Genomic DNA, 18,967 nt, shown 5'->3' with positions numbered 1-18,967 from the left:
CAGCGGGTTTTATCAACAGCGGGCGTTACATCTGTTGCGTCGCCGCGGTCACCGGCGAGCCGCCGCCTTTTTTGCGCACCCACAGCCAGTAAGCCACGGTGAGTAAAGCGATCCACACCAGCCCGACGTACAGCGCGATGCGGCTCTCTTCGAAGTAGCCGAGCAGGCCGATGACGAACGCCATAAAGGCGGTCGCCAATGCCGGCGCCACCGGCCACCACGGCACCGGGAAGCTCAACTGACGAGTTTCTTCCGGCGACAGCGTGCGGCGCATGACGATCTGCGACAGCAGGATCATCAGCCACACCCAGACGGTGGCGAAGGTGGCGATCGAGGCGATGATCATGAAGACCTTCTCCGGGATCAGGTAGTTGAGCACCACCGCCAGCAGCAGGGCGACTGACATCACCAGCACCGTCATCCACGGCACGCCGCTGGCGGTCAGTTTGGTGAAGCTGCGCGGCGCCTGGCCGTCCTGCGCCATGCCGTACATCATGCGGCCGGCGCCGAAGATGTCGCTGTTGATGGCCGAAATGGCCGCGGTGATCACCACCACGTTCAGCACGTTGGCGGCGGAACTGATGCCAAGGTTGCTGAAAATCTCGACGAACGGGCTGCCGTTCTGGCCGATACTGTTCCACGGATAGATCGCCATCAGCACCGTCAGCGTCAGCACGTAAAACAGCAGGATGCGCACCGGTACGGCGTTGATCGCCTTCGGCAGCACTTTGGCGGGGTCTTTCGCCTCGCTGGCGGTAATGCCGATGATCTCGATGCCGCCGAAGGCGAACATCACCACTGCCAATGACGCGACCACACCGCCGAAGCCGTTAGGCATAAAGCCGCCGTGTTGCCACAGGTTGCTGATACCGGTGGCGTGCTGGGTTTGCCCGAAACCGAACAGCATCACCGCCGCACCGCCGACGATCATCGCCACGATGGCGGCGACTTTGACCAGCGACAGCCAGAACTCCAGCTCGCCGAATACCTTGACGCTGCACAGGTTGAGCGCGCCGATAAACAGGATGATGCTGAGCACCCAAACCCACTGAGCGACGTCCGGGAACCACAGCCCCATATAGATGCCGAAGGCGGTGACGTCCGCCAGGGCGACGATCACCATTTCGAAGGTGTAGGTCCAACCGGTGAGGAACCCGGCCAGCGGGCCGAGATAGTGGCTGGCGTAGTGGCCGAACGAGCCGGAAACCGGCTGGTGCACCGCCATTTCACCCAGCGCGCGCATCACCATGAACACCGCCGCGCCGCCCACCAGGTAGGCCAGCAGCACGGCCGGGCCGGCCAGCTGGATGGCGCCGGCGGAGCCGTAGAACAGGCCGGTGCCGATCGCCGAGCCGAGGGCCATGAAACGGATATGCCGCGCGTTTAGTCCGCGTCTGAGTTGTGTCGTTTCGTTACGCATGTTGCTTCCCGTTAAGTGTTTGCCGAACAGGCACGCGCTGCCCGCGCCGGGTGGAACGCACCCGGCGGGGCAGAACAAACTGCGTGATTCAGTGTGTGATGATTATGCCTGGCTAGGCAGCAGCGCCGCAGGCAGCAGCGATGTCAGGTGACCGGCCGCCAAAAGTTGGCTGGCGGCTTCAATGTCGGGGGCGAAGAAACGATCCTTGTCGTAGAAACTGACATGCTCGCGCAGCAGACGGCGCGCCTGCTCCAGACCTTCCGAGGTCTTCAGGCCGTTGCGGAAATCCAGGCCTTGGCAGGCGGCCAGCCATTCGACCGCCAGAATGCCGCGCACGTTATCCGCCATGCTCCACAGGCGGCGACCGGCGGCCGGCGCCATGGAGACGTGGTCTTCCTGGTTGGCGGAGGTCGGGATGCTGTCGACGCTCGACGGATGCGCCAGCGCTTTGTTTTCGCTGGCCAGCGCCGCGGCGGTGACCTGGGCGATCATGAAGCCGGAGTTCACGCCGCCGTTTTCCACCAGGAACGGCGGCAGTTGCGACATGTGTTTGTCCATCATCAGCGAGATGCGGCGTTCGGACAGCGAACCGATTTCGGCAAACGCCAGCGCCAGGTTATCGGCGGCCATCGCTACCGGTTCGGCGTGGAAGTTGCCGCCGGACAGCACGTCGCCCTGTTCGGCGAACACCAGCGGGTTATCGGAGACGGCGTTGGCTTCGATTTCCAGCACCTCGGCGGCCTGGCGGATCTGCGTCAGGCAGGCGCCCATCACCTGTGGCTGGCAGCGCAGGGAGTAAGGATCCTGCACTTTTTCACAGTTGCGGTGCGAGTCGGAGACTTCGCTGCGCGCGCCGAGCAGGTGGCGATAGGCGAGGGCGGCGTCGATCTGGCCGCGCTGGCCGCGCACCTCGTGGATACGCGCATCGAACGGGCTGCGAGAGCCCAGCGCCGCTTCCACCGTCAGGCTGCCCGCCACGGTCGCAGCGGCGAACAGATCTTCGGCATCGAACAGGCCGCGCAGCGCGAAGGCGGCGGAGACCTGGGTGCCGTTCAGCAGCGCCAGACCCTCTTTCGCCGCCAGCGTCAGCGGTTTCAGGCCGGCTTTGGCCAGCGCTTCGGTCGCCGGCAGCCATTGGCCCTGATGGCGCGCCTGGCCTTCGCCCAGCAGCACCAGGCTCATGTGCGCCAGCGGCGCCAGGTCGCCGGAGGCGCCGACTGAGCCTTTCAGCGGAATATGCGGATAAACTTCGGCGTTGACCAGCGCGATCAGCGCCTGAATGACTTCCAGACGAATGCCGGAGAAGCCGCGCGACAGGCTGTTGATCTTCAGCACCATGATCAGGCGCACCAGGTTGTCGTCGGTCGGCTCGCCCACGCCGGCGGCGTGTGACAGCACGATCGAACGCTGCAGGTTTTCCAAATCGTCGCGGGCGATGCGGGTCGAAGCCAGTAGGCCAAACCCGGTGTTGATGCCGTAAGTGGTGCGGTTTTCTTCAACGATGCGTTCCACGCAGGCCACGCTCTGTTGGATAGGGCCGTAGGCGTTGTCGTCCAGCGTCAGCGTCACCGGATGTTGATACACGTCGCGTAGCTGGGCCAGCGTCAGTTTGCCCGGGCGAATAGTCAGCGCTTTCATGCTTTTTCTCCTTGGGTCGCGGCAACCATCGGCAGGTTCAGGCCTTGCTCGCGGGCGCAGTCGATAGCGATATCGTAACCGGCGTCGGCGTGACGCATGACCCCGGTAGCCGGGTCATTGTGCAAGACGCGGGCGATGCGCTCGGCGGCCTCGTCGGTGCCGTCGCAGACGATCACCATGCCGGAGTGTTGGGAGAAGCCCATGCCGACGCCGCCGCCGTGGTGCAGGGAAACCCAGGTGGCGCCGCTGGCGGTGTTCAGCAGGGCGTTCAGCAGCGGCCAGTCGGAAACCGCATCGGAACCGTCTTTCATCGCTTCGGTTTCACGGTTCGGGCTGGAAACGGAGCCGGAATCCAGGTGGTCGCGGCCGATGACGATCGGGGCGGACAGTTCGCCGCGGCGTACCATCTCGTTGAACGCCAGGCCCAGCTTGGCGCGCTGGCCGAGGCCAACCCAGCAGATGCGCGCCGGCAGGCCCTGGAAGCTGATGCGCTCGCGCGCCATGTCCAGCCAGCGGTGCAGGTGTTCGTCATCCGGGATCAGCTCTTTCACCATGGCGTCGGTTTTGTAGATGTCCTGCGGATCGCCGGACAGCGCCGCCCAGCGGAACGGCCCGATACCGCGGCAGAACAGCGGACGGATGTAGGCCGGCACGAAGCCCGGGAAGTCGAAGGCGTTGTCGACGCCGGTTTCTTTCGCCATCTGGCGAATGTTGTTGCCGTAGTCGAAGGTTGGCACGCCCATCTGCTGGAACGCCAGCATGGCTTTGACGTGATCGGCCATCGACTGCTTGGCGGCGGCGACCACTTTGGCCGGCTCGGTTTGCGCGCGCTGGCGATACTCTTCCCAGCTCCAGCCCTTCGGCAGGTAGCCGTTCAGCGGATCGTGGGCGCTGGTCTGGTCGGTGACCATGTCCGGGCGCACGCCGCGGCGCACCAGCTCAGGCAGGATTTCCGCCGCGTTGCCGCACAGAGCGATGGAGATGGCTTTGCCTTCTGAGGTGTATTTCTTGATGCGGGCCAGCGCGTCGTCCAGATCTTTGGCCTGCTCATCGACGTAGCGGGTTTTCAGACGGAAATCGATGCGGCTCTGCTGACATTCGATGTTCAGCGAGCAGGCGCCCGCCAGCGTCGCGGCCAGCGGCTGTGCGCCGCCCATGCCGCCCAGGCCGGCGGTCAGCACCCAGCGGCCCTGCAGGCTGCCGTCGTAATGCTGGCGGCCCGCTTCGACGAAGGTTTCATAGGTGCCCTGAACGATGCCCTGGCTGCCGATGTAGATCCAGCTGCCGGCGGTCATCTGGCCGTACATGGCCAGGCCTTTGGCGTCCAGTTCGTTGAAGTGTTCCCAGGTGGCCCAGTGCGGCACCAGGTTGGAGTTGGCGATCAGCACGCGTGGCGCGTTGCTGTGGGTTTTGAAGACGCCGACCGGTTTGCCGGACTGCACCAGCAGGGTTTCGTCTTCTTCCAGCGTTTTCAGGGTTTCGACGATCTTGTCGTAGCAATCCCAGTCGCGCGCGGCGCGGCCGATGCCGCCGTACACCACCAGCTCGTGTGGGTTCTCCGCAACTTCAGGATCGAGGTTGTTCATCAGCATGCGTAACGGCGCTTCGGTCAGCCAGCTTTTTGCGTTTAATTGTGTGCCGCGTGGCGCGCGTACATCGACATTGCGAACTTTGTTATTTGTAGTCACAGCAGTTTCCTCAAACAGTATCGGTGCAGATTTCATGCCGCGGTGGGGATGAGTACCACGGCATAACAATGCGTAGGGCTTATTAACATATACTTGTATGTACAAGCATATGCAACACTGACCAGTTGCCGATGAAAAATGGCATAAGAAAAAGTTATTTTCTTTTTATATCAGCTTGATAAGCGTTTTTTTTATCACCGGAATCATGTGCGATAGGCCGGAGAAAAGTGAGCTGTTCGGCAAAAATGAATTAAAATTGACTCATTTTTGGGCGGCTAGTCACAATATTTTTACAGACTGATTACAGTTGGCGGCGGAGGATAAACAAGCCCTATCACCGCAAGAACAAAGCCCGCCGTGGGCGGGCTTGCAGGGGTCAGGCGGCCGGTTGCAGCATCGGCTTGCGGCTCATCTTGCACACCGTGGCGATGGCGGCGATCAGCGCCGGTACGCACAGGAACATCAGGATGCTCTGCACTTCCCACTGCATCGCCAGCAGTTGGGCGCCCATCATGGTGCCGGCGACGCCGCCGAAGCGGCCGATGCCCTGCATCCAGGCGATGCCGGTGGCGCGGCTGTGGGTCGGGTAGAAGGTCGCCGCCAGCGTTTGCAGCCCGGACTGCGCGCCGTTCATGGTGACGCCCATCAGGAAGATGAAGGCGCCCAGCAGCACGATCTGTTTATCTTCGGTGGCCATCGCCACGATCAGCAGGGCGGTGACGACAAAGCCGCTCGAGACCACTTTATGCGCATTCCAGCGATCCATCAGCCAGCCGGCCACCAGGATGCCCAGCGTGCCGCCGAAGGTGAACAGCGAGGTGAGCATCGCCGATTGTTCCAACTGGTAACCCAATCCCTGCATCAGGATCGGCATCCAGCTCAGCAACACGTAGTAGATCACCAACCCCATAAAGTAGGTCAGCCACAGCATCAGCGTGCCGAGCAGATAGGGGCGGCTGAACAGCAGGCCGACGCTGGTTTTGGTCTGCGCCAGCTTCTCTTCGTACAGGTAAAAACGCGTCACGCCGTCGAGGCTCCGGTTGACGAAACGCTGCGCGATGCGTTTGATCTTCGCCGCATCCTGGCCGCGGTTAACCATATATTTAACCGACTCTGGCAGCAGCAGGATCAGCAGAACCGTCAATACCAGCGGCGCGATGGCGCCGAGCAGCAGCACACTGTGCCAGCCGTAGCTCGGGATCAGCCACGATGAAATGGCGCCGCCGCCGGCTGCGCCCAGCGGAAAGCCGCAGTACATGGTGTTGATCGCCAGCGAACGGCAGCGCTGCGGCGCGTATTCGGAGATCAAGGTAATGGCGTTGGGCATCGCCGCCCCCAGCCCGAGGCCGGTGAGGAAGCGCCACAGCGTCAGGCTGTTGAGCGAACCGGCGTAGGCGGTGGCCAAACTCGACAGGCCGAAGAACAGGCAGGAAAACACCAGCACGCGCTTGCGGCCGATGCGGTCGGAGATCGGCCCGGCGATCAGCGCGCCGAGCGACAGCCCCAGCAGCGCGGCGCTCAGCACCGGCCCCAGATCCTGTTTGACGATGCCCCAGTCTTTGGCGACCGAGGGGGCGATATAGCCCATGGCGGCGGTATCGAAACCGTCGATGGCGAGGATCAGGAATCCGAGAATGATCAGGGTCCAGTGAAACAGCGAAAACTTGCTGTCGTCGATGGCCTGTTGAATGTTTAACTCGCTGGTGGAATGAGTCATGGCACCCTCTAAACGCAGATGTAGTCGTGATGGAACGTGGCCGAAACTGGCGCTCGGCTTGTGTTTGCTTGTATATACATCTGCGCGTCAGCGCTTTATGTCAAATATAATTATCTTATTTGTTAACTGCGTGTTGTTTTCTGTGGAGCAGGTTGCACCGCCGATGAAAGGCCAAAGACCGGTTAACAAATTAAATGAACGCCATTGGCGGTGAGATATGCTGATGGCGGCGCGGAGGATAAAATTTAATACAATTTTGGCCGTTTGGTCGCCGGGCCGGAATCTGCGATAATCGCTTTTTACTTTTCCAGATTGAGAAACCGATGCAGTACCCGATCAACGAGATGTTCCAAACCTTGCAGGGCGAAGGCTTTTTCACCGGCGTGCCGGCCATTTTCATCCGCCTGCAGGGCTGCCCGGTAGGGTGCAGTTGGTGCGATACCAAACATACCTGGGAAAAGGAAGCCCATCGGGAAGTCGACCTGCAACGGATCCTGGTCAAAACAGAAGAGAGCGACGCCTGGGGCAATGCCAGCGCCGAGCAGCTGTTGGCGGTGATGCGCCAACAAGGCTACACCGCGCGTCATGTGGTGATCACCGGCGGCGAACCCTGCATTTACGATCTGGCGCCGCTGACCGAGCTGTTCGAACAGCACGGCTACCGTTGCCAGATTGAGACCAGCGGCACCCACGAAATTCGCTGCTCCGCCAACACCTGGGTGACGGTTTCGCCCAAGGTGAATATGCGCGGCGGCATGAAGGTGCTGGATCAGGCGCTGCGGCGCGCTGACGAGGTGAAGCATCCGGTGGCGCGCGAGCGCGACATCGAGGCGCTGGATGCGCTGCTGGCGACGTTGCAGGATGACAAGGCGCGGATTATCGCGCTGCAACCGATCAGCCAGAAAGAAGAGGCGACCCGCCTGTGCATCGAAACCTGCATTGCGCGCAATTGGCGGCTGTCGATGCAGACCCACAAATATCTGAATATCGCCTGAGTTTTTTATTGGCCGCAGGCCTTCGAACGGGACGGGAGTTACGGTGAAAATTGTATCGCGTGCATTCGAGGCGGTGACGGAAGCGGAATTGCGGTCGATTCGCTCGCTGTTGTCCGACGCTTTCCCCGAGATAACCGACGGATTTTATCGGCGGCAGGTGCCGGTTTGCCTGGTGACCGCCGCGGAAGGCGAGGCGATCGTCGGCCAATTGGCGGTGCATAAGCGGCCGGTGTTGATTGACGGTGAGACCGAGGTGATCGGCATCATCGGGCTGGTGGCCGTGGCACAAACGCATCGGCGCCGCGGCGTGGCCGCAAACATGCTGGTGAAGGCGCATGACTATTTGCGCAGTAAAGGGATCGCGTATTCCATACTGTTTGCGGTAAGCGAAAAGTACTATACCGGCGCCGGCTATCGGGCGATGGAAAACGAGACGGCGTTCATTGAGGATGGCGAGAGCAAAACGTTTGTCTATCGCGGGGGAATGGTGCTGAGCCTGTCGGAAAGGCCCTGGGTGGCGCGGCGCCTGGATCTGCAAGGCGAGGTAGTGTGAGGGTATCTGCACATACCCTCACGGCATCAACCTTTATATACGCATCCCGCCGTACAGGTCTCTTTCACCATCACCGCAGTCAGTTCCGGTAACTGAGGCTTGAGCTGCTGCCAAATCCAGGCGGCGAGCACTTCGCTGGTGGGATTTTCCAATCCTGGAATATCGTTCAGATAATGGTGATCCAGCCGCTCCCAGATCGGGGAAAACACAGCCTTGAGCTCGGCGAAATCCATCACCCAACCGGTGTGGGGATCCACGTCACCGGTCACTTCCAGACGCACCATAAACGAATGCCCATGCAGACGGCCGCATTTGTGGCCCTCCGGTACATGCGGCAAACGGTGTGCGGCTTCAAACTGAAAATCTTTAAACAGCGTGGTTGCCATTATTACGGCCTCATTGACTCAAAAACCGCCGCATAGTACCGGAAAGCGCGCCTGCTTGCCATTTATACCGTTATGGTCTACCGCCACGGCAAACGCACCCGGTTAACACTTTTTTTGTTTGGTGTCTGCGGCACCTATCGGCTGGGGTTATGAGCCGAAATGTTGAACGGTGAAAAAATGATGAAAAAAAGTGCTTTATTTTCATCTGGATAAAAAACTTTGTTTAACGGTTTAAGCGTTATCCCTTACCAGAAAAACAGCTTAGTCATTTTGGTTATGATTTATTGCTATCCCTTATTTAATCGTTGCTATTCTGCTCGGTAACCTTACAAACTCTCCTGATCTTTTCCGCACACCCGACGCAGCGAAGAGACAGCGACTGGCACTGGCGCGCGCCTGGCAGGAAAGGCGCTAAGTATAGGAAATAAGTACAGCAATGACGACTCAGGCTCCTCCAACATCTTTGCTCCCGCTGACGCCCGAACAGCTGGCGCGCTTACAGGCGACGATCGGCGACTATTCGCCGACGCAGCTGGCGTGGCTGTCCGGTTATTTTTGGGGCATGGTCAATCAACAGCCCGGAGCCGTGGCCATTGCGCCTGCCGCCCCTGCGGCTGCGGCCGCCATCACCATCATTTCCGCTTCGCAGACCGGCAATGCGCGCCGCCTGGCGGAGCAGTTGCGCGACGATCTGTTGGCCGCCAATCTGAGCGCCACGTTGGTCAGCGCCGGCGACTACAAGTTCAAACAGATAGCGCAAGAGCGCCTGTTGGTGATCGTCGCCTCCACGCAAGGGGAAGGCGAACCGGCGGAAGAAGCGGTGGCGCTGCATAAATTCCTGTTCTCGAAGAAGGCGCCGAAGCTCAATGACACCGCGTTTGCGGTGTTCGGGCTGGGCGACACCTCTTATGAGAATTTCTGTCAGTCTGGTAAAGATTTCGACGGCAAGCTGGCCGAGTTGGGTGCCGAGCGCCTGGTGGAGCGCGTGGATGCCGACGTGGAGTACCAGGAGCTGGCCGCCGCCTGGCGCAAACAGGTGGTATCGGTGCTGAAGGCCCGTGCGCCAGCGGAAAGCGCTGCGCCGGGCGTGTTGGCCAGCGGCGCGGTTGACCTGATCGACAGCAGCCCGTACAGCAAGGAACAACCGCTCACCGCCCAACTGGCGGTTAAGCAGAAAATTACCGGCCGCGCGTCGGATAAAGACGTGCGCCATATCGAGATCGATCTGGGCGACTCCGGCCTGCGCTATCAGCCGGGCGATGCGCTCGGCGTATGGTTCGACAACGATCCGGCGCTGGTGGACGAACTGGTGCAGCTGTTGTGGCTGAAAGGCGACGAGCCGGTCGAGGTGGAAGGGCAGACCCTGCCGCTGGCGCAGGCGCTGCGCAGCCATTTTGAGCTGACGCAGAACACCACGCCGATCGTCGATAAATACGCCGCGCTGTCGCGCGACGAAACGCTGATCGGCCTGTTGGCGGATAAGGCTGCGCTGCAGCAGTACGCGCACAATACGCCGATCGTCGATATGGTGCGGCAGGCGCCGGCGGATCTGAGCGCCGAACAGCTGGTTGGCCTGCTGCGCCCGTTGACGCCGCGCCTGTATTCCATCGCCTCTTCGCAGGCGGAGAACGAAAGCGAAGTGCACATCACCGTGGGCGTGGTGCGTTACGACATCGACGGGCGCGCCCGCAGCGGCGGCGCCTCCGGCTTCCTGGCGGATCGCCTGGAGGAGGACGGCGACGTGCGGGTGTTTATCGAACACAACGACAACTTCCGCCTGCCGGCCAATCCGGAAGCGCCGGTGATCATGATCGGCCCGGGCACCGGCATCGCGCCGTTCCGTGCCTTTATGCAGCAGCGCGACGCCGACGGCGCCGGCGGCAAGAACTGGCTGTTCTTCGGCAACCCGCACTTTACCGAAGATTTCCTGTACCAGGTCGAATGGCAGCGCTACGTGAAAGACGGCCTGCTGACCCGCATCGATCTGGCCTGGTCCCGTGACCAGCAACATAAAATATACGTACAAGACAAACTGCGCGAACAGGGCGCAGAAGTGTGGCGCTGGATTCAGGAAGGCGCGCACATTTACGTCTGCGGCGATGCCAATCGCATGGCGAAAGACGTGGAAAACACATTACTGGAACTGGTGGCCGAGCACGGTGGCATGGATACCGAGCAGGCGGATGAATTTTTAAGTGAGCTGCGCCTTGAGCGCCGTTATCAGCGAGATGTTTACTGATGAGTGATAAACACCCCGGGCCTTTGGTAGTCGAAGGCAAACTGGCCGATGCGGAGCGCATGAAGAAGGAAAGCAACTTCCTGCGTGGCACCATCGCCGAAGATTTGAACGACGGCCTGACCGGCGGCTTCAACGGCGACAACTTCCTGCTGATCCGTTTTCACGGCATGTACCAGCAGGATGACCGTGACATTCGTGCCGAACGCGCCGAGCAGAAGCTGGAGCCGCGCCACGCCATGATGCTGCGCTGCCGCCTGCCGGGCGGCGTCATCAGCCCACAGCAGTGGCTGGGCATCGACAAGTTCGCGCAGGAGAGCACGCTGTACGGCAGCATTCGCATCACCAACCGCCAGACGTTCCAGTTTCACGGCATCCTGAAAGGCAATGTCAAACCGGTGCACCAGCTGCTAAACCGCCTGGGGCTGGACGCGCTGGCGACCGCCAACGACGTGAACCGCAACGTGCTGTGCACCTCCAACCCGGTGGAGTCCGAGCTGCATCAGGAAGCCTACGAGTGGGCGAAGAAGATCTCCGAACACCTGCTGCCGCGCACCCGCGCCTACGCCGAGGTGTGGCTGGATCAGGAAAAGGTGGCCACCACCGACGAAGAACCGATTCTGGGGCCGACCTACCTGCCGCGCAAATTTAAAACCACGGTGGTGATCCCGCCACAGAACGACGTCGATCTGCACGCCAACGACATGAACTTTGTGGCGATCGCCGAAAACGGCAAGCTGGTAGGCTTCAACCTGCTGGTGGGCGGCGGGCTGTCCATCGAACACGGCAACAAGAAAACCTACGCGCGCCAGGCCAGCGAGTTCGGCTACATTCCGCTCGAACATACGCTGGCGGTAGCGGAAGCGGTGGTGACCACGCAGCGCGACTGGGGCAACCGCACCGATCGCAAGAACGCCAAGACCAAATACACGCTGGAGCGCGTCGGGGTAGATGTTTTCCGCGCCGAAGTGGAAAAGCGCGCCGGCATTACCTTCGCGCCGATCCGGCCGTATGAATTCACCGGCCGCGGCGATCGCATCGGTTGGGTGAAGGGCATCGACGATCAATGGCACCTGACGCTGTTTATCGAGAACGGCCGCCTGCTGGACTATCCGGGGCGCCCGCTGAAGACCGGCATGGCGGAGATCGCCAAGATCCATAAAGGTGACTTCCGTCTGACGGCGAACCAAAACGTGATCATCGCCGGCGTGCCGGAAAGCGAGAAGGCGAAGATCGAAGCCCTAGCGCGCGATCATGGCCTGATCGACGACGAGATCAGCGAGCAACGCAAGAATTCGATGGCCTGCGTGTCGTTCCCGACCTGTCCGCTGGCGATGGCGGAGGCCGAGCGCTTCCTGCCGCAGTTCGTCACCAAGGTGGAGGGGATCATGCATCGGCACGGGGTGGGCGACGAGCATATCGTACTGCGCATTACCGGCTGCCCGAACGGCTGCGGCCGCGCGCTGCTGGCGGAGCTGGGGCTGGTGGGCAAGGCGGTCGGCCGTTATAACCTGCATTTGGGCGGCAACCGCGAAGGCACGCGCATTCCGCGCATGTACCGCGAAAACATCAACGAAGACGAGATCCTGAGCGAGATCGACCTGTTGGTGGGGCGCTGGGCGGAGGAGCGCAACGGCGGCGAAGGCTTCGGCGACTTCACCGTGCGTGCGGGCATCGTCAAACCGGTGCTGGATCCGGCGCGAGATTTCTGGGAGTGAGGCCGGGCGGCCTCTGGGCAGAGGGGCCGCGCAGGTAATTTCAAGCATCAGGAGAGACAACATGGCTGAATTCGATCTGGCGGCGCTGAACGCGTTGCCCAAATCTGGGCAGGCGCTGGCATTGGCGGTAGTCAACGGCCAACTGGAGACCCTCAGCGCCGAACAGCGCGTTGCATGGGCGCTGGAGCATCTGCCCGGCGAGTTCGTACTCTCGTCCAGTTTCGGCATTCAGGCGGCGGTATGTCTGCACCTGGTGACGCGCATCCGGCCGGATATCCCGGTGATCCTGACCGACACCGGTTACCTGTTCCCGGAAACCTATCGCTTTATCGATCAACTGACCGACCAGCTGAAGCTGAATCTGCAGGTGTTCCGCGCCGAACAGTCTCCCGCCTGGCAAGAGGCGCGCTATGGCAAGCTGTGGGAACAGGGCGTGGAAGGGATTGAAAAGTACAACCAGATCAACAAGGTTGAGCCGATGAACCGCGCGCTGGAGACGCTGGGGGCGCAGAGCTGGTTCGCCGGTCTGCGGCGCGAGCAGTCCGGTAGCCGCGCCAATCTGCCGGTGCTGGCGGTGCAGCGTGGGGTGTTCAAGATCCTGCCGATCATCGACTGGGACAACCGCAAGATTTACCAGTATCTGACCGAACACGGGCTGAGTTATCACCCGCTGTGGGAACAGGGCTACCTGTCGGTAGGCGATACCCACACCACCCAGAAATGGGAGCCGGGCATGAGTGAGGAAGAGACGCGTTTCTTCGGCCTGAAGCGCGAGTGCGGTCTGCACGAAGGCTAAAAGAGGCGAATCACCCGACAGGGCTCAGCAATGCTGGGCCCTGTTTTTTTGTAGGCTACTTTTTCTTTTGTGCTTTCGGCGGGTGCGCCTGCGCCAACTCTTTGATCAGCGGCAGCAGGATCTGCACGCTGTCGCGGCTGCGTTTGTCGATCCGCCCCGGCAGATAGCGATCCAGATACTGCAGGTTGTCGTATTGCGGGCGGTGCCAGGTGATGCCCTGCGGGAAGTGCGGGCTGACGGCGCGCTGCTGATAGCCGTCCTTCTCCCCCAACGACCAGTTGGTGGCCTCTACCGACAATACCGGGATGCCTGCGGCATCGAACACCTCTTGATCGGAGCAGCAGCCGGTGCCCTGCGGATGCTGTGCGCTGCCTGGATTGGTGGCGGCGGCGATGCCGTAGCGATGGGCGATATCCAGCGCGCGATCGCGGGAGCGCTTCGCCATCTGCGGCGGCGTGTTGCGCCCGGCGTTGAAGTACAGCCGATCGCCAGTGATCAGGCTGTCGAGATTGATCACCAGCACGGTGTTGCTTTTCTCTTCCGCACTCATTCGCTGCAGGTAGTTCTGCGCCCCCAGCGAACCGAGCTCTTCGGCGCTGGTGGCGACGAAGCGCAGGCCGTAGGCGGTGGGGATGTTCTTCAGGCGTTCCGCCAGTTCCAGCATTACGCCGATGCCGGAGGCGTTGTCGTCGACGCCCTGCAGCGTCAAGCCACCGAGGTTGTTATCCAGATCCTCGTCGCTCTGCGGCGTATAGGTGTCGAAGTGGGCGACGACCACGATTTGTTTCGGGCTGTCGCCGTTGCGGGCGGCGATCACCGAGCTGGCGGTGACGTTGTTCCAGTTCTTCTTGCCATCTTTGCTGGTGTAGAGATAGCGCGTATTGACGCTGCGAATATCGCTTTGGTAACCCATCTTGCTGAATTGCTGCTTCAGGTAGTCGGCGGTGAGCAATTCGGCCGGGCTGCCCGCCATGCGGCCGGGGAAGTAAGTGGCGATGTGGCGGGTCTGTTCGGCGGCGAAACGGCCCATTGGCGCGTCTTTTACGGGCTGTGCGGCACACACGCTGAAGACGCCGCCGAGTGCGAGGGCCAGCAGGCTGGTCTTCAGGTAAAAACGGGAAAACATACCGAAAAATCCTTCTTTGCTATCGGCGCTGCCGATCATTTTTCTTCGGCACCCAGTATGAGACGCCGGGCGGCATTACACAATTTCCCTGTCTCTTAATTTTCGCGCCAACGCGCAAACTGCTGTCGTGAGTATCACCGTTTGCCTTCGGCGTTGCGGCCTATATTCCATAAAGGAACTAATCATTCCTTTTCGTCATTTCAGAGGCTAAATCTCAGCCCGTATAGTCACACTATCTTTCTGTTATATGAAAAGGCTGTTGTGGACTATCTACCAATATTCGCCGACCTGAAACAACGTCCGGTACTGGTCGTTGGCGGTGGTGACGTGGCGGCGCGCAAAGTCGATCTGCTTCAGCGCGCCGGGGCTGAAATACGGATAGTTGCGCAGTCGCTCTCACCGGAACTGGAACAACAACGTCAGCAAGGTCAGGTGCTCTGGCTGGGGAAAAGCTTTGATCCGCAGCAGCTGGACGACGTGTTTCTGGCGATCGCCGCCACGGACGACAATGCGCTGAACGCCGCGGTGTTCGCCGAGGCGGATAAGCGCCGGGTGCTGGCCAACGTGGTGGACGATCAGCCGCGTTGTTCGTTCATCTTCCCGTCGATCATCGATCGCTCGCCGCTGGTGGTGGCCGTATCGTCCAGCGGCCAGGCGCCGGTGCTGGCGCGGTTGCTGCGCGAAAAGCTGGAGGCGTTGCTACCCGCCAGTTTGGGGCAGATGGCGCAGGTGGCGGGCCGCTGGCGCGGCCAGGTCAAACAGCGGCTGGCCTCGATTGGCGAGCGTCGCCGTTTCTGGGAGAAAACCTTTGGCGGTCGTTTCGCCACGCTGGTGGCCAACGGCCAGACGGCGCAGGCGGAACGGCAGCTGGAGCAGGATTTGCACCGCTTCGCCGCAGGCGATGAAGGCGCGCAGGGCGAGATCGCTCTGGTGGGCGCCGGGCCGGGCGACGTGGGGCTGTTGACCCTGCGTGGGCTGCAGGTGATGCAGCAGGCGGACGTGGTGCTGTATGACCATCTGGTCAGCGGCGAAATCCTCGATCTGGTGCGCCGTGACGCCGAACGCATCTGCGTGGGCAAGCGCGCCGGCGCGCACTCGGTGATCCAGGAGGAGACCAATCGGCTGCTGGTGGAACTGGCGCAGCAGGGCAAACGCGTGGTGCGCCTCAAGGGTGGCGATCCGTTCATCTTTGGCCGCGGCGGCGAAGAGCTGCAGGTGGCCGCCGCCGCCGGCATTCCTTTCCAGGTGGTGCCGGGCGTCACGGCCGCCGCGGGGGCGACCGCCTACGCCGGCATTCCGCTGACGCACCGCGACCACGCGCAGAGCGTGACCTTTATCACCGGCCACTGCCGCCCCGACGGCGATGGCCTGGACTGGGCCGATCTGGCTCGGGCGCGGCAGACGTTGGCTATCTACATGGGCACGATGAAAGCGGCGGACATTAGCCAGCGGCTGATCGCCCACGGTCGCGCTGCCGCGACGCCGGTGGCGGTGATCAGCCGCGGCACGCGCGCCGATCAGCAGGTGCAGATCGGCACGCTGGAACAACTGGAACACCTGGCCCAACAGGCGGCGCTGCCGGCGCTGTTGGTGATCGGCGAAGTGGTGGAACTGCACCATCAAATCGCCTGGTTCGGGCATCAATCGCAGACGGAAGGGGCAGCGCGCCCGGCCGTCGTGAATTTGGCATAGGCAAGGCTTTTAAGGACCTGTTATGGACGAAAAACGACTCACTCATTTGCGGCAATTGGAGGCGGAGAGTATCCATATCATCCGTGAAGTCGCCGCTGAATTCGCCAACCCGGTGATGCTGTATTCCATCGGCAAAGACTCTTCCGTGATGCTGCATCTGGCGCGCAAGGCGTTCTTCCCCGGCACGCTGCCGTTCCCGCTGCTGCACGTCGATACCGGCTGGAAATTCCGCGAAATGTACGAATTCCGCGATCGCACCGCGAAGGAGTACGGCTTCGAGCTGCTGGTGCATAAAAACCCGGAAGGGGTGGCGATGGGCATTAACCCGTTCGTGCACGGCAGCGCCAAGCATACCGACATCATGAAGACCGAGGGCCTGAAGCAGGCGCTGAACAAGTACGGTTTCGACGCCGCCTTCGGCGGTGCGCGGCGCGACGAGGAGAAATCGCGCGCCAAAGAGCGCATCTATTCGTTCCGCGATCGCTTCCACCGCTGGGATCCGAAAAACCAGCGGCCGGAGCTGTGGCACAACTACAACGGCCAGATCAACAAAGGGGAGAGCATCCGCGTCTTCCCGCTGTCGAACTGGACCGAGCTGGATATCTGGCAGTACATCTTCCTGGAAAAGATCGACATCGTGCCGCTGTACCTGGCGAAACCACGCCCGGTGGTGGAGCGCGACGGCATGCTGATGATGGTGGACGACGATCGCATCGATCTGCAGCCGGGCGAAGTGATCAGCCAGCGCATGGTGCGTTTCCGCACCCTGGGGTGCTGGCCGCTGACCGGCGCGGTGGACTCGCAGGCGCAAACCCTGCCGGAGATCATCGAAGAAATGCTGGTCTCCACCACCAGTGAACGCCAGGGGCGGATGATCGATCGCGATCAGTCCGGCTCGATGGAGCTGAAAAAGCGTCAAGGGTATTTCTAAGGAGCCGCCGGATGAACAACGCAATTGCACAACAAATCGCTGACCAGGGCGGCGTCGAGTCCTATCTGCACGCGCAGCAGCACAAGAGCCTGCTGCGCTTTCTGACCTGCGGCAGCGTCGACGACGGCAAAAGCACCCTGATCGGCCGCCTGCTGCACGATACCCGCCAGATCTACGAGGATCAGCTGTCGACGCTGCACAGCGACAGCAAACGCATCGGCACCCAGGGCGAGAAGCTCGATCTGGCGCTGCTGGTGGACGGCCTGCAGGCCGAGCGCGAACAAGGCATCACCATCGACGTGGCCTATCGCTACTTCTCGACCGAAAAACGCAAGTTTATCATCGCCGATACCCCGGGGCATGAGCAGTACACCCGCAACATGGCCACCGGTGCCTCTACCTGCGATCTAGCGATCCTGCTGATCGACGCTCGCAAAGGGGTGCTGGATCAGACTCGCCGCCACAGCTTTATCGCGACCCTGCTGGGCATTCGCCATCTGGTGGTCGCGGTGAACAAGATGGATCTGGTGGACTATCAGGAAACGGTGTTCGAGCAGTTCAAACAGGATTACCTGACCTTCGCCCAGCAGCTGCCAGGCGACCTGGACATCAAATTCGTGCCGCTGTCGGCGCTGGACGGCGACAACGTGGCGAGCGAAAGCGCCCATATGCCGTGGTACAGCGGCCCGACGCTGCTGGAAGTGCTGGAGAGCGTTGATGTGATCAGCGAGCGAGAAAACCAGCCGCTGCGCTTCCCGGTGCAGTACGTCAACCGCCCGAACCTCGATTTTCGCGGCTATGCCGGCACGCTGTCTGCCGGCGTGGTGCGGGTGGGGCAACGGGTCAAAGTGCTGCCTTCCGGTGTGGAGTCCAACGTGGCGCGCATCGTGACCTTCGACGGCGATCTGCAAGAAGCGGTGCCGGGCGAGGCGATTACGCTGGTGCTGAAGGATGAAGTGGACATTAGCCGGGGCGATCTGCTGGTCGACGCCGGCGAAAGTCTGCAGGCGGCGCAGAGCGCGCTGGTGGACGTAGTATGGATGGCCGAGCAGCCGTTGGTGCCGGGCCAGAGCTACGACATCAAGATCGCCGGTAAAAAGACCCGCGCACGCGTGGAGAGCATCCGTCATCAGGTGGAGATCAATACGCTGGCGCAGCATCCGGCCGACACGTTGCCGCTCAACGGCATCGGATTGGTGGAACTGACCTTCGACGAGCCGCTGATGCTGGACAGCTATCAGAGCAATCACGACACCGGCGGGCTGATCTTTATCGATCGCATGAGCAACGTCACGGTTGGCGCCGGTCTGGTGCGTGAAACGCTGCAGGCCGCATCGGCGGCGCGCGGCGAATTCAGCGCCTTCGAGCTGGAGCTGAATGCGCTGGTGCGCAAGCACTTCCCGCACTGGGGCGCGCGCGATCTGCTCGGTGGCCGATAAGGTGGCCGTTGAACTGAGGGCGACCGGGCCGGACGACGAGAACGTGGTTTGGCATCCGCACGCGGTGACGCGCGCGGATCGCGAAGCGCGCAACGGCCATCGCGGCGCGGTGCTGTGGTTTACCGGGCTGTCCGGCTCGGGCAAATCCACCGTCGCCGGCGCGCTGGAGCAGGCGCTGCATGGGCTCGGCGTCAGCACCTACCTGCTGGACGGCGATAACGTGCGCCATGGCCTGTGCCGCGATCTCGGCTTCTCCGACGAGGATCGGCGCGAGAACATTCGCCGGGTGGGGGAAGTGGCCAAGCTGATGGTGGACGCTGGGCTGGTGGTGCTGACCGCGTTCATTTCGCCGCACCGCGCCGAACGGCAGATGGTGCGCGAGATGCTCGGTGACGATCGCTTTATCGAGGTGTTTGTCGATACGCCGTTGGCGATCTGCGAGGCGCGCGATCCGAAGGGATTGTATAAGAAAGCGCGCGCCGGCGAGCTGCGCAATTTCACCGGTATCGACGCGGTTTACGAGGCGCCGCAGCAGCCGGAAATCCACCTTGATGGCCAACAATTGGTAACAAATTTGATTGCGCAATTGTTAGACGTGTTGCGTGGTCAGGCTATTATCAAACCCTGAATTC

The 18,967-nt window shown here is 61.5% G+C and carries 15 protein-coding genes; 9 read left to right on the top strand and 6 right to left on the bottom strand.

The genetic code is table 11. The features are described 5' to 3' along the window. Positions 1–25: 25 nt before the first annotated feature. The 4 genes from ACJ8J5_RS06845 to ACJ8J5_RS06830 form a co-directional block, all read right to left on the bottom strand. Positions 26–1,420: an amino acid permease gene (locus ACJ8J5_RS06845; protein WP_025301603.1), complete on the bottom strand. Its 1,395-nt coding sequence runs from the start codon at positions 1,418–1,420 to the stop codon at positions 26–28. A 102-nt stretch (positions 1,421–1,522) separates the two neighbouring features. Further along, the gene (gene hutH, locus ACJ8J5_RS06840; RefSeq protein WP_025301604.1) at positions 1,523–3,058 is read right to left on the bottom strand and encodes a histidine ammonia-lyase; all 1,536 of its coding nucleotides are present in this window, start codon (positions 3,056–3,058) and stop codon (positions 1,523–1,525) included. Next, complete coding sequence (hutU, locus tag ACJ8J5_RS06835) at positions 3,055–4,746, bottom strand: urocanate hydratase (protein ID WP_025159649.1); 1,692 nt, start codon at positions 4,744–4,746, stop codon at positions 3,055–3,057. Before hutU ends, hutH begins: the two co-directional genes overlap by 4 nt. A gap of 376 nt (positions 4,747–5,122) precedes the next feature. Beyond that, positions 5,123–6,463, bottom strand: a complete 1,341-nt coding sequence (locus ACJ8J5_RS06830) for an MFS transporter (protein WP_414104740.1) — start codon at positions 6,461–6,463, stop codon at positions 5,123–5,125. Positions 6,464–6,786: 323 nt separating this feature from the next. Between ACJ8J5_RS06830 and queE the strand changes: the two genes are divergently transcribed. After that, on the top strand, positions 6,787–7,458 hold the full coding sequence (gene queE, locus ACJ8J5_RS06825) for a 7-carboxy-7-deazaguanine synthase QueE (RefSeq protein ID WP_004932641.1): 672 nt from the start codon (positions 6,787–6,789) through the stop codon (positions 7,456–7,458). 43 nt (positions 7,459–7,501) lie between these two features. Continuing rightward, a complete protein-coding gene (locus tag ACJ8J5_RS06820) occupies positions 7,502–8,011 on the top strand; it encodes a GNAT family N-acetyltransferase (RefSeq protein WP_053085969.1) in 510 nt (169 codons plus the stop codon). 26 nt (positions 8,012–8,037) lie between these two features. Here ACJ8J5_RS06820 and queD read toward each other — a convergent pair whose 3' ends face one another. Then, positions 8,038–8,397, bottom strand: a complete 360-nt coding sequence (queD, locus tag ACJ8J5_RS06815; protein ID WP_025301608.1) for a 6-carboxytetrahydropterin synthase QueD — start codon at positions 8,395–8,397, stop codon at positions 8,038–8,040. Between the two features lie 436 nt (positions 8,398–8,833). Between queD and cysJ the strand changes: the two genes are divergently transcribed. From cysJ to ACJ8J5_RS06800, 3 genes are all read left to right on the top strand, one after another. Further along, positions 8,834–10,636, top strand: coding sequence for an NADPH-dependent assimilatory sulfite reductase flavoprotein subunit (gene cysJ, locus ACJ8J5_RS06810; RefSeq protein ID WP_049294836.1), 1,803 nt, complete (start codon positions 8,834–8,836; stop codon positions 10,634–10,636). Beyond that, positions 10,636–12,351, top strand: a complete 1,716-nt coding sequence (gene cysI / locus ACJ8J5_RS06805) for an assimilatory sulfite reductase (NADPH) hemoprotein subunit (protein WP_089195544.1) — start codon at positions 10,636–10,638, stop codon at positions 12,349–12,351. Before cysJ ends, cysI begins: the two co-directional genes overlap by 1 nt. A gap of 61 nt (positions 12,352–12,412) precedes the next feature. Continuing rightward, the gene (locus tag ACJ8J5_RS06800) at positions 12,413–13,147 is read left to right on the top strand and encodes a phosphoadenylyl-sulfate reductase (protein ID WP_016929052.1); all 735 of its coding nucleotides are present in this window, start codon (positions 12,413–12,415) and stop codon (positions 13,145–13,147) included. Positions 13,148–13,202: 55 nt separating this feature from the next. Here the strand turns inward: ACJ8J5_RS06800 and ACJ8J5_RS06795 are convergent, their stop codons facing one another. Further along, positions 13,203–14,273 carry an aminopeptidase gene (locus ACJ8J5_RS06795; RefSeq protein WP_025301612.1) on the bottom strand — a complete coding sequence of 357 codons (1,071 nt, stop codon included), beginning with the start codon at positions 14,271–14,273 and terminating at the stop codon, positions 13,203–13,205. 261 nt (positions 14,274–14,534) lie between these two features. Between ACJ8J5_RS06795 and cysG the strand changes: the two genes are divergently transcribed. From cysG to cysC, 4 genes are read left to right on the top strand one after another with little or no spacing between them, the layout of a single operon-like run. Next, positions 14,535–15,965: a siroheme synthase CysG gene (cysG, locus tag ACJ8J5_RS06790; protein ID WP_164063992.1), complete on the top strand. Its 1,431-nt coding sequence runs from the start codon at positions 14,535–14,537 to the stop codon at positions 15,963–15,965. Positions 15,966–15,987: 22 nt separating this feature from the next. Beyond that, entirely contained in the window at positions 15,988–16,896 is a 909-nt protein-coding gene (cysD, locus tag ACJ8J5_RS06785) for a sulfate adenylyltransferase subunit CysD (protein WP_004932620.1), read from the top strand. A gap of 11 nt (positions 16,897–16,907) precedes the next feature. Continuing rightward, positions 16,908–18,335: a sulfate adenylyltransferase subunit CysN gene (gene cysN / locus ACJ8J5_RS06780; protein ID WP_147823047.1), complete on the top strand. Its 1,428-nt coding sequence runs from the start codon at positions 16,908–16,910 to the stop codon at positions 18,333–18,335. Further along, on the top strand, positions 18,274–18,963 hold the full coding sequence (gene cysC / locus ACJ8J5_RS06775) for an adenylyl-sulfate kinase (RefSeq protein WP_080271240.1): 690 nt from the start codon (positions 18,274–18,276) through the stop codon (positions 18,961–18,963). The genes cysN and cysC overlap by 62 nt, the downstream gene beginning before the upstream one ends. Positions 18,964–18,967 lie beyond the last annotated feature (4 nt).

It is taken from the genome of Serratia sp. CY43202, from assembly GCF_052168755.1.
Taxonomy (GTDB): Bacteria; Pseudomonadota; Gammaproteobacteria; order Enterobacterales; family Enterobacteriaceae; genus Serratia; species Serratia bockelmannii.
The sequence above is the reverse complement of the archived record's forward strand: the minus strand, read 5'-3'. Positions and strand labels throughout refer to the sequence as shown.